We start from the raw sequence: 12,664 nt of genomic DNA, 5'->3' as shown, positions 1-12,664 counted from the left end.
AGAAATGACTTAACGATGTAAAAAGCATAAAGGGTGGGCAATTGTAATTAATTTTTAAAACTTTATTCACATACCCCCACTTTTTTAAATTTATAGCTTTATTTTAAAGTTTAGTGTTATTTATATTTAAAGCCAAATTAGAATTTATTAGCACCCGCCCAAGCTTTATTTAAATTTAGAATTTATTTTAATGCTCTAATTATCCTCTTTAGAAGGAGAGTTCAATGTGAGATTGGCATTCTTTTGCCATTTATTTGAATAATAATAAACTAAATGGAAAACCATATTGAAGAAGTTACTAACAGACATAGAAATCCACACTCCCCATAAACCTATTTTTGGAGATAATAAATAAACAACAGGAATTCTTACTAGAAAATGAGTAAATAAAGTAAACAGCATAATTACAAAAGTTTTTCCGGAAGCATTAATAATACCATTTGCTGAAAATATAATGGCAACTAATATTGTTGAAGGCACACCGGCATATATATAGCTTTTCATATACGGCATTATATTATCATCTTGTACAAATATTTTTATGATAAACTCTGGAAACAGTATGCATAATGCAGTCATAATCAATGCTATAGCTAAAGAAATTTTTAATCCGGTACCAAATATTTCTTTTATTCTATACATTTTATCAGCACCAATATTCTGAGCAGCCATAGTTCCTACACCTGAAAGAATAGCAGAAAGCGGTACGAATGATAAAGCATCTATTCTAGCAGCTACAGCAAAAGATGCTGAAGCTAATTCTCCATAAGAATTAATAACTTTATTTAAAAATAACCAGCTTATAGAAGATATCAGCTGCATAAGAGTGAAAGGCAAACCTATTTTTATTATTAATTTTGTTATATTTAAATCAAATGTGAAATTAAGCGGATTAGCCCTTACAATACTATTTTTTGCTTTTAAGTAAATCATACTTACTATTACGGATATGGCTTGTGCAAATACTGTAGCATAAGCAGCGCCTTCTACACCCATAGCCGGCATTGGTCCTATTCCTTTTATTAAAATAGGATCTAATACTATATTTATCACAGAAGATATTATCAAAAATATTAAAGGCCTTACAGTATCCCCTATACCTCTAAGCAAAGCAGAAACGAAAGTGTAATAGAATACAAATGGAAAACCAATCATGCTTATTCTAAAATAATTTACAGCATTTTCCATTATAGTTTCAGAAGTATTTAAAAATATCATTAATTCAGGAGCAAATACATATCCTAATACTGATAATATTAAAGCAGTTATTAAGCTTACAGTAGTTGAAACTTTAGAAATGTATGTTACATATTCCTTATCATTGGCACCGAAATACTGTCCTATTAAAACATTCACAGCAGTTGCTATTCCTGAAGCTATAGCTGTAACAACCATCGTAAGAGGAAAACTTATTGAAACAGCTGCAAGTCCTTTAGAACCTACAATCTGACCTATCCAAATAGCATCGACTGTAGAGTATGCCACATTTAATAAGTTACCCAAAACCATAGGGATAACTAATATTAAAAGCCCTTTAGCTACATTACATTCTGTTAAATCTAATATGTTCTCTTTTTTTGACATTATTAATTTACCTTAATCATTTTTTATTAGATAATTTTATACAGAAGATATATAAAAGTCAATAATTAATATTTTTAGTACTTATATATTATGTTCAGCTGCGGAATGAGAGGCTATATTTGCATCTTTTTTCCATTTGTTTGAAAAATAGTATAGTAAGCTGAAAGTCATACTGAAAAAGTTACCTATAGCCATAGCAGTCCATATACCCCATAATTCCATTTGAGGAGATATCATATATGCAAGAGGCACTCTGATTATTATATGAGCACAAAAAGCAAACAGCATAAGCATAAAAGTTTTACCAGCTCCATTAATAACACCATTAGCAGTAAACATTACAGCAAGCATTATTATAGAAGGCATAACAACATAAATATAGCTTTTTGTATATTTCAAAACGCTCATATCTTTAGTAAACATTCTTACAATAAGTTCAGGAAACAATACAGAAAAAATAGCCATAAATGCAGATATTCCTACAGAAAGCATCATTCCAGCTTTAAATATTTCCTTTACTCTCTCCATTTTTCCAGCACCTATATTTTGAGCTGTCATAGTGGCAATACCGGCAGATAATGCTAAAAGCGGAAGAAATGATAAAGAATCCACTCTCATAGATACAGCAACTGAAGCTGATGCTGATTCTCCGTAAGTATTTATAAGTCTATTTAAAAATAACCAGCTTACAGATACTATTAACTGCATAGCAGCAAATGGAAGCCCTATTCTAAACATCAATTTAGTGATATTCAAATCAAATGCAAAGTCAAAAGGATTGGCTTTTACAATACTATTTTTCATTTTTAAATATATCATACTTACAGCAACTGAAACAAATTGGGAGAAAGCTGTAGCATAAGCAGCACCGTCAAGTCCCATAGCAGGAAAAGGCCCTATTCCTTTTATCATAAGCGGGTCTAATATTAAATTTAATACAGAAGAAATAGCCAAAAATATTAAAGGTCTTACAGTATCGCCTATTCCTCTAAGCAAAGCAGATACTAAAAAATAATAAAACATAAATGGAAAACCTATCATGCTTATTCTGAAATAGCTTACTGAATATTCCATTATACTATCTGCAGTATTTAAAAATCTCATCATAGCAGGAGCAAATATATATCCTATAATAGCCAAAGCTAAAGCAGTTATCAAACTTATAGTAGTAGAAACTCTTGAAACATATATTACGGAATCCTTATCATTAGCACCGAAATACTGTCCTATTAAAATATTGGATGCTACTGTAACACCTGAAGCTATAGCCATAAGTATCAATATTATTGGGAAACTAACAGCAATAGCACCAAGTCCTTTAGGGCCTATCATCTGACCAATCCAAATAGTATCAACTATATTATATGCAATATTTAAAAGGTTTCCTAATATCATAGGTATAACTAAGTTTATAAGTCCTTTGTTTACATTACCTTCTGTAAGCTCCAACATCTTATCTTTTTCCATGATTGTCCTCATTTATAAGTTTTATAATTGTATAGTGTTTTTATTTTTATCATAATGTTTTCATAAAAATTAGTCTTGAAACATATTATTTTCAAAACCTATTAATAACTTTTTTATTATTGCATTGTTTATAGAAAAAAGTTTAAAAATTATAAAATCATTCAAAAAAGATAAACATAATGCAAAATATTATGTTTATTATAAATTAAAATAGATTTAATCATATTCTCAATAAGAGATAGAAATAAATGATGCTTTACTGCAATAATATCAAATACAGATATTTGATAATATGAATCAAATCGCGGTAATTTCATACAATTTCCTATATGATTATAAGTTATAAAAACGGAATATATGTTTTCTATTAAAAACTAATTAGTAATCTTATATTCTTAAAAAATAAAGTCAATATCAAAAATGTATTATTTATAAAAATTTAATATTTTATAGTATAAAACATAAATTACTGATATTATCTTCTTCTCCTAGTAGAAGATCTTCTGAAAGTAGATTGTTTTCTTGTAGAGCTTCCTGAACTAGGTTTGAATAATGTTCTTCTTTTAGTAGTAGAACTATTATTATTATTTACTGTTGTTCTTTTAGTTGTAGATCTTGAATTATTGAATATGCTTCTTCTTGTTGAAGTTCTATTATTATATTTGTCATCATAATAATCTCTATTAATAGTTCTTCTTTTACCATAATCATCATAATATCTTGGTCTTCTATCGTCCATCATATTCATAAGCATCATATATGTAAAGAAACTGCTTCCATAACCTCTGTTATTTACCGTTCTTTGGGCTGTTTCAGGCTCAATTTCATCAATGAAATTTGTGTATTTAGTGAAACTATTTGTAGGAAGAGGAACATTAAATTCATATTTTCCTTTATCAAACATCATAGGACCTATTTGCGACATAGAAGTATTAACTATTACATCATCATCATTTAAAAATTGAGAAACTAAAAATATATTTTCTGATTGTCTGCCTGACTTTTTAGCTTCTACTATTACTTTTATACTATCATTTTCTTTATTTGCTGATACTACATTAAAATATGATTTTGCAGGTGCAAAACAAGAAATAAAAATAAAATTTAAAAATAATAAAATATAAACTTTCTTCATAATCATAAACCTCATAATTACTTATATATTTTTTATCTAGTCCAAATTAGTATAAGCAATTTTTTTATACTTATTTCTAATTCCATAAAGTTATTGGATAATGTTTTTCTTTCGCTTTTTATTAATAATTTCTGATATAAAATTTCATTAAGAAGATAAACCAAAAAGTCTTCAACACTTGAATATACTTCTCCGGCACTTTCAGATGTATAAAATACTATTTCATTGTTATTTTTTAATTCATTTGATACAGCATTTCTGATTCTTTCTTTTTCATCATCGTCTAAATCATATATATGATTTTCCAATTCGTCTTCATTTTTTAAAACTTCAAATTGAAAATCATCTTCATAAAGGGCTCTTAATTCAGAATATTCAACCAAATTAAAATATTTTTTTACTTCGTCTAATATCATACAACCTCCATAAACCTGATTTTATTATAACCGATATTTTTTGCATGTCAATATTCAAATAATTATAAAAAGAGGTAAAAGCATATATAATGCTGTTACCTCTCAATATTTTATGACAAAATAATTTAGAATATTTTATTTTGATCAAAGAGTTTTCATATCTATTACATATCTGAATTTTGCCTGACCTGTTGTAAGTTTTTGATATGCTTCATCAATTTGATTTGCAGCAATAATTTCTGTTTCAGGATAAATTTTATGCTTTAATGAGAAGTCTAACATCTCTTGAGTTTCTTTAATACCGCCTATCATAGAACCATAAACTTTTTTTCCGCCTGAGAATATTAATCTTGCCAAATCTATGCTTTGTTTCAATTCTGCAGGAGGAAGTCCTACTATAGCCATTTCTCCGCCGTATTTCAATAGATCAACATAATTGTTAACATCATAACCAGTAGGAATTGTAGATATGATTAAATCGAAACGTACAGGAACATCTTTTGTAGAAGTAAATAAATCTTTAGCTCCCATTTCCAAAGCTTCTTTTTTTTTCTTATCATTTCTAGCAAATACATAAACTTGAGCACCCATATTAACAGCATATTTTACAGCCATAGAGCCAAGTCCTCCGAAACCTGCAACACCTACTACATCTCCTTCTTTTACTCCTGAGAATTTTAAAGGAGAATAAGTTGTGATTCCTGCACATAGTAATGGGGCTACTTTTTCCATTGGTGCATCTTTTGGTACAGTAATAGCAAATTTCTCGCTTACTACTATATTATTTGAGTATCCTCCGTAAGTAGGTTCATCATTATGGAAATGGTCTTTACAGTCATAGGTTAATACAGTTTGACCTCTTTCGCAGAATTGTTCATGGCTTCTTTTGCATGCTTCACATTCTCCGCATGAGTTTACCATACAGCCTACGCCTGCATAGTCTCCTACTTTAAACTTAGTAACATTTTTTCCTACTGCTACAACCTTTCCTGCAATTTCATGTCCCGGAACCATAGGGTATATTCCTTCATGCCATTCGCTTCTTGCTGAGTGTATATCACTATGGCATATTCCGGCATACATTATTTCTATTAATATATCATTATCGCCCATAGAATGTCTTGAAAATTCAAATGGTTTAAAAGTATCTGTTTTGCTATGTACAGCATAACCTTTAGCATTTATTCTCTGTCCTGAATTAGCTTCTTCTAAGTTTTTATCAAGTAACATAAATAACTCCTTTTTATAAATATGGCATTATTATAACATTGAAGTGTACTCCAATGTCAATAGGAAATATACATATTTTTGAATTTTTATTACAAATCCCGCCCCTTATTTTTCTTAACTTTATTTACAATTAAGAGCTTTATTCATATTTAAATCCAATTCAGAAAAAGCATACCCACCCAAGCGTTTATTAGATTTAAAGTCTATTAACCGCACGGTAAGTGAATTTTTATATATAATTTGATTTTGATTAATAACTTATTTATATTAATAGTTTTACTCTGCGTGCGGGTGTATAAGCTGCAAATTTTAAAAAAAAACTTGGGCGGGTGCTGAAAATTCTAATGAGATTAACAAATATACTAAAAACAAAATATTCTAATAAAAATTATCAAGCCTAGAGGGTGGGGAGTGAGAATAAAATTTAATAAAATACAATTTACTATTTTTAAAAAAGCTGTATAATTTAATACAAATTTTTATTTAAGGATTTTTATTATGATAGATGTAAAATTAATAAGAGAAAATATTGAATTAGTAGAAGAAAACTTGAGAAAGAGAAGAAGCAAAGTATCTTTAGACAAGTTAAAAGCATTAGAACATGAAAGACTAGATTTATTAAAAGAAGTAGAGCAGGACAGAGCTAAAAAAAATGAATCTTCAAAAAAAATCGGCGAATATATGAAAGCCGGCAATAAAGAAGAGGCAGAAAAAATAAAAGAAGAAATGAAAAACTTCACAGAATCCTTAAATAAAAAAGAAGAGAAGTTGTCGCAGTTGGAAGAGGCTGTTAATAATGAAATACTTTATTTGCCTAATATGCTTTCTGAAGATGTACCAGACGGAGATGATGAAAAAGCAAATAAAGAAATAATCAGATGGGGAGAGCCTCGTAAATTTGATTTTGAAGTAAAAGACCATGTTGATATAGCTATGGGTTTAGATATTCTTGATATAGAAAGAGCTGTTAGAATGTCAAGAACTCGTTTTTCACTTATGAAAGGAAAAGGTGCAGCATTAGAAAGAGCTTTAATTAACTTTATGCTTAAAAAACATACAAGCGAACATGGTTATACAGAATATGTACCTCCTATACTTGTTAATGGCAGAACTATGACAGGTACAGGTCAGCTTCCAAAATTTGAAGAGGATTTATTTAAAACTACAGATGATCCTGCTTTATATCTTATACCTACTGCAGAAGTTCCTCTTACAAATATATATAGAGAAGAAATCATACCTGAAAACATGCTTCCTTTATATTGTACTGCTTATACACCTTGTTTCCGTTCTGAAGCTGGTTCTTACGGACGTGATATGAGAGGATTAATAAGACAGCATCAATTCGATAAAGTTGAGCTAGTAAAAATATGTGCTGCTGACAAATCTAAAGAAGAGCATGAAAAAATGCTTAAAGATGCAGAAAGTATTTTACAGGCATTAGAACTTCCATACAGAGTAGTAGTTCTTTCTTCAGGAGATATAGGAAATGCCGCTTATAAAACTTTTGATATAGAAGTTTGGCTTCCTTCACAAAACATGTACAGAGAGATTTCAAGTGTAAGTAACTGTTGGGATTATCAGGCAAGAAGAATGCAGATGAGAACTAGAAGAAACGGCAAAACAGAATTAGTACATACATTAAACGGTTCAGGTATTGCTGTTGGAAGAACTTGGATTGCTATACTTGAAAATTATCAGCAGGCAGATGGAAGCGTAATAATTCCAGATGCTTTAAGACCATTTACAGGATTTGATAAGATAGAGAAAGCTAATTAATATCATTTTATAAATAGTTTTTGATATAATATTGATGATATGGGGACTAATAAATATTTATTAGTCCCTTATTTTTTGTTTTATTATAAAAACAATATACTAACTATAAAAGGTTTCATTTTTATTTTTATATAATAAGATATTTGTAAGCTAATGATAGTTTTTTATTTTTATCAACTTTTTTTGCTAAAAAAGTTGCAAAAAAGCAAATTATTGAATTATTATATAAATAATTATTTTTTATTGTTTTTTCCCGCGACTTCGTCAAAGAACATTATATCCTCGACAGGCTCGGATACGCTACGCGAAAGTGCATTTTAATAATAATAATATAGCAACTATAAAAGGTTTAATTTTTATTTATATGATATAAAATGTATTCATTAGTGTTTAGGAAATAATTATGAATGATAAAGAAAATAAATTAAAAAAAATTTTCAAAGAAATAGAGAAATATAATGATGGAAAACATGATAATAAAATAATAAAGTTATGCGATGAAGGTTTAAATATTGATAGAAAAAATATTAGATTATATTTACATAAAGCTGAAGCATTACATAATTTAGGAGAATATAACGATAATTCAGATTATCATAATAAAGCAATAAAATATTTTAATGATGTAATAAAAATATTATCAGAAATAGAAAAAGACGTTAAAGATAATTCAAAAAAATTAGAGTTATATAGTTTATATGCACAAATATATAATAATATAGGCTCATCTTATATGTATTTAATTGATTATAATAAAGCTCTTGAATATTTTAATAAATCTATAGAATATGGCTTTATTAATGGAGGAGTTTATTATAATAGAGGGGGATGTTATTATCATATAGCAGTCAAAAACAATAATGATATAAATAATTTTCAATCAGCAATAGAAGATTTAGATAAAGCAGAACAATTAGGATTTAATGATAGTAATATTTATTTCTTAAAAGGTTCTTCTTATTTAAATTTAGGTTCAGTCAAAACTGATAATTTTACAGAATATTTAAATAATGCTATAAATAATTTTGACTTTTCAATTAAGTTAGACAATGATAATAAAAAAGATGCATATTATAGAAAAGGATTAGCCTATATGTATTTGGCTTTATACTCAAATAATAATATAGAATATTTTGAAAAGTCTTTAGAAAATTTTAATATTGCAATAGGGTATAATTCAACAAATGGAGAATATTATTATAATAGGGCTGGTTGTTATTATAATTTAGCATTGATAGAAGAAAATATAAATGCTGATAATTTTCAACTAGCTATTAATGATTATAGTAAAGCTATAGAATTAGGCTTTAGTAATTTTGAAATATATTATAGCAGTGGATTAGCATATATTTCGTTAGGTTTATTAGAGAATAATAATTCGTATTTTGAATCGGCACTAATAAATTTTAATGAATATCTAAAATTTGATAAAGAGAATCCTGATATTTACTATAGGATAGGTATATCTCTTAATCAATTAGAAAAATATGAAGAATCTTTAGAAAATTTTGATAAAGCAATTTCTCTTAATATTGTCGATTCATTTTTATATTATTATATATTTTCATCAAATTTTAGTTTACAAAATTATCAAATTGCAATAGAAAATATAAATAATTTTATAGAATCAAATTTAGATTCAGAAGTTGGCTATTATAATAGAGGTTTATGCTATGTAAATCTAGCTTTGAAAAAAGATGAAAATTATAATAAATATTATGAAATGTTTGAAAATGATTTTAATAAAGCTATAGAATTAAAACAGAATGATGAATTTATGATTTCAAAAATGGGAGGATTTTATTATATTTTAGGAGATTATGATAAATGTTTGAATCAGTTTAATAAAGTAATTGAAATAAATAAGGAGAATGATTTTGCCTATTATTATAGAGGTTTATGTTATTTTTATTTAAAAAATTATAATGAAGCTGTTAAAAATTATGATATATCAGAAAAATATTGTAAATCTTATCAAAATAAATTAAGTATATATGATAGAAAAATAGAAATTTTATTAAAATTAGAAAATAGAGAAAATGAGATATATAATTTATATAAAAATGTAATATTAGAATTATATAAACAAATATCTAATGATTCAATTTTTTATACTTATGATTTATTTAATATATTATCATCTATAACAAGAAATTTATTATATATAAAAAATAAAATAGATATTGATGAAAATGATATTATAAACAATAATAAACAAATTATAAATAAAGCAATTCAAGATGATTTTTATAATCAACAATTTTATTATGAGATAAAAAATGATAGTTTATATAATTATACTAAAGTTAATAAAGATACTTTAAGAAGCGTACTAAATAATACTTTATGGTGTAGTAATACGAAAAATTTTAATGACCCTGTTGATCCTTTTATCAAAAAAAATAGCTATGATAAATCTTATGATTATTTACTTGAAAGAATAAAAGTAGCTTGTTTAACAACACATAATGATAATACTTTGATATGGAGTCATTATGCTGATAAACATCAAGGTATATGTATTGAATATGATATTAATAATATTTTTGATAAAAATAATATAATTTTAAAAAAAATTAGTTATAATAAAAAAGCAATAAGATTTGATCTTATAAAAAATACACAAAATACAATAATGTTATCTAACACAAAAAATATAGATAATTTTTTAATTAGCCCTAATTTCATTAGTAATGCTTTAATAGATAATAAGCCATTGGATCATATTACAGAATTATTTATGGTAAAATCAAAAGAATGGGAATATGAAGATGAATACAGAATACTTTTTTATGATGAAGAAAATAAAAATCCCAATGGAACACTTATAAATTTACCGATAAAAAGTATTTGTTTCGGAGTACAGACATCAAAAGAAGATAAAGAACTTATATACAATTTAGTAAAGTCTATAAATGAAAAGAACAGAAATAAAAACGGTAAAAAATATAAAAGAATTAAATTATACTATGCGGAACTAGATGATAATGAGCTTTTTAAGATTAATATTAAGCCTTATGAACATAAAAAATAAAGTAATGTAATAATTTTTATTTTATAGAATAACTATATAAATTCAGTCCTTTTGCTTCTTTCCATAGGCGTACTTCGTATGGGTCACCAAAAGAAGTGTGGTTACCCTACGGGTACGCTTCGCGGGGGCAAAGCCACATATATAAAAATATAAATACAAGCGTATATTTGTATAAAAATATACGCTTTTTTATTGAACTCTGTATCTTTAATATTTATTTAATTTATATTTATTGATAAACATTAAAAAGTAAATTATACCTATAAAAGATGGTGCAACACTTGATACAGCTATAGAAATATATATCCCTATAAAACCAATACTAATTTCTAATATCATAGATAATATCACTTTAAAAATAATTGAATCTATAAAAGAGTTAATAAAAGCTAAATATGATTTTTGAATTCCTATTAAAAAGCTGTCAAGTATATACATAAGAGCATATGTCATACCATTAAATGAAGCACAAACTCTCAAATAAAATATAATATCATTTATCGTTTTGTCATCTCCATTATAAAATATAGCTATAATGTTTTTAGCAAATATATGTATAAATAAAACAGCCGTCATAGTAACAGCAATATTAAAAAATACGGCAAATATAACAGTATTTTTTATTTTAATATAATCTCTTTTTCCCATGCTTTTTGAAACCAATATACTTAAAGCCTCTCCTATAGACCATGATATCATACCAATAAAAGTATTAATCTTAAGTCCTATAGTAAAACCTGTTATTACATCATATTTATTCATCATTATATTTATAATAAAAAAAGAAATATTTATAATGAGCATTTGAAATATGCAGGGAAAAGATACATATATCAATTCTTTTATTATTTTTATATCTATATTAAAAATTATATCCTTTCTTATAAAATATAATGATAATAAAAAACTTAAAGCCTGTGATATTACAGTAGCAAGGGCAGCACCTTTTACTGATAATTTTAAAACATATACAAATAAAAAGTCTAATAGTATATTAGTTATAGAAGCGACAATTATAAAGTATAATGATACTTTCTCTTTTCCGCTTGATTTTATTATTGATGATATAGAACCATATAAGAAAATAAAAAACACACCAGAAAAAATTATTCTAATATAGTCATAAGCATAATTAAAAGACTCTTTAGGTACATTCATAAATATTAATATATGTTTTGAAAATATTATACCTAATACTGATATTATGATAGAAAATAAGGCTGATAAAAATAATAGAGTTGAAATACTTTGATGATATTTTATAGTATCATTAGCTCCTTTATATTTAGAAATTATAATAGAGCCTCCTATTGACAATCCCAATGATACAGAAGTTATAATAAACATAAGTGAAGCACTATTTCCTAATGCTACAACTCCATAATCTCCAACTATATGCGAAATAAATATTATATCTATAATACTATATAAATATTGAAGTATATTTGAAACAAATAGTATAAATGAAAATTTTATTAAATACATGAAACTTTCCTTGAATTTACATTAAAAACATAATGCATACTAAACGAATTGAAAATCTATAAAGAACTATAGCTTAATATTTTTTAGTATGCCCCAAACAATAAATAAAAATATTACCGGAGCTTTATTCAATAACAAGTTTCATATTTAGATATTATTTCATTTTTATTTAATGTCAATAATATTATTATTAGATTTAACGCACGTTAAGTAAAATTTATAAATTATTTTAGTAATAATTCATAATTACACTATATTATAAATTTTTCTATTCGTGCGTTGAGTAAACAGTAAATTTAAATAAATCTAGGGTGGGTTTTATAATAACAGTTTAATGTTAAAAATAAATATAGTACAAAAATTACAGATAGGATTAAAAAGTTTAAAGGGCGGGCAAGTGTAATTAAATTTTTAACTTAAATTACATATCCCACCCTTTAGATTATATACTTTTATCAAAAATAGTAACTTTGTTTATTTTATAGCTTGAATTAGAAATTAAAGCACCCGCCCAAGTTGTATTTAAATTTAAAA

Annotated in this window: 8 protein-coding genes; 2 read left to right on the top strand and 6 right to left on the bottom strand. The window is 25.9% G+C overall.

The features are described 5' to 3' along the window. Nucleotides 1-195: 195 nt before the first annotated feature. From BHYOB78_RS12430 to BHYOB78_RS12410, 5 genes are all read right to left on the bottom strand, one after another. Nucleotides 196-1,584, bottom strand: a complete 1,389-nt coding sequence (locus BHYOB78_RS12430; protein ID WP_020064880.1) for an MATE family efflux transporter — start codon at nt 1,582-1,584, stop codon at nt 196-198. An 81-nt stretch (nt 1,585-1,665) separates the two neighbouring features. Further along, a complete protein-coding gene (locus BHYOB78_RS12425; RefSeq protein WP_012671133.1) occupies nt 1,666-3,051 on the bottom strand; it encodes an MATE family efflux transporter in 1,386 nt (461 codons plus the stop codon). A 475-nt stretch (nt 3,052-3,526) separates the two neighbouring features. After that, nucleotides 3,527-4,186, bottom strand: coding sequence for a hypothetical protein (locus tag BHYOB78_RS12420; RefSeq protein ID WP_028331365.1), 660 nt, complete (start codon nt 4,184-4,186; stop codon nt 3,527-3,529). Between the two features lie 32 nt (nt 4,187-4,218). Beyond that, the gene (locus BHYOB78_RS12415; RefSeq protein ID WP_012671131.1) at nt 4,219-4,602 is read right to left on the bottom strand and encodes a hypothetical protein; all 384 of its coding nucleotides are present in this window, start codon (nt 4,600-4,602) and stop codon (nt 4,219-4,221) included. Between the two features lie 144 nt (nt 4,603-4,746). Then, nucleotides 4,747-5,832, bottom strand: a complete 1,086-nt coding sequence (locus BHYOB78_RS12410) for an NAD(P)-dependent alcohol dehydrogenase (protein WP_012671130.1) — start codon at nt 5,830-5,832, stop codon at nt 4,747-4,749. Nucleotides 5,833-6,330: 498 nt separating this feature from the next. Here BHYOB78_RS12410 and serS point away from each other — a divergent pair, with 498 nt between their 5' ends. After that, nucleotides 6,331-7,611: a serine--tRNA ligase gene (gene serS, locus BHYOB78_RS12405; protein WP_020064883.1), complete on the top strand. Its 1,281-nt coding sequence runs from the start codon at nt 6,331-6,333 to the stop codon at nt 7,609-7,611. A 403-nt stretch (nt 7,612-8,014) separates the two neighbouring features. Then, nucleotides 8,015-10,645, top strand: a complete 2,631-nt coding sequence (locus BHYOB78_RS12400) for a DUF2971 domain-containing protein (protein WP_020064884.1) — start codon at nt 8,015-8,017, stop codon at nt 10,643-10,645. Nucleotides 10,646-10,852: 207 nt separating this feature from the next. Here the strand turns inward: BHYOB78_RS12400 and BHYOB78_RS12395 are convergent, their stop codons facing one another. Further along, complete coding sequence (locus tag BHYOB78_RS12395) at nt 10,853-12,130, bottom strand: MATE family efflux transporter (protein ID WP_020064885.1); 1,278 nt, start codon at nt 12,128-12,130, stop codon at nt 10,853-10,855. Nucleotides 12,131-12,664 lie beyond the last annotated feature (534 nt).

Source organism: Brachyspira hyodysenteriae ATCC 27164, assembly GCF_001676785.2.
Lineage (GTDB): Bacteria > Spirochaetota > Brachyspiria > Brachyspirales > Brachyspiraceae > Brachyspira > Brachyspira hyodysenteriae.
The sequence above is the reverse complement of the archived record's forward strand: the minus strand, read 5'-3'. Positions and strand labels throughout refer to the sequence as shown.

Coding starts and splice junctions, on each gene's coding strand:
- BHYOB78_RS12430 (WP_020064880.1), bottom strand. CDS start 1,584: ATGTCAAAAAAAGAGAACATATTAGATTTAACAGAATGTAATGTAGCT.
- BHYOB78_RS12425 (WP_012671133.1), bottom strand. CDS start 3,051: ATGGAAAAAGATAAGATGTTGGAGCTTACAGAAGGTAATGTAAACAAA.
- BHYOB78_RS12420 (WP_028331365.1), bottom strand. CDS start 4,186: ATGAAGAAAGTTTATATTTTATTATTTTTAAATTTTATTTTTATTTCT.
- BHYOB78_RS12415 (WP_012671131.1), bottom strand. CDS start 4,602: ATGATATTAGACGAAGTAAAAAAATATTTTAATTTGGTTGAATATTCT.
- BHYOB78_RS12410 (WP_012671130.1), bottom strand. CDS start 5,832: ATGTTACTTGATAAAAACTTAGAAGAAGCTAATTCAGGACAGAGAATA.
- serS (WP_020064883.1), top strand. CDS start 6,331: ATGATAGATGTAAAATTAATAAGAGAAAATATTGAATTAGTAGAAGAA.
- BHYOB78_RS12400 (WP_020064884.1), top strand. CDS start 8,015: ATGAATGATAAAGAAAATAAATTAAAAAAAATTTTCAAAGAAATAGAG.
- BHYOB78_RS12395 (WP_020064885.1), bottom strand. CDS start 12,130: ATGTATTTAATAAAATTTTCATTTATACTATTTGTTTCAAATATACTT.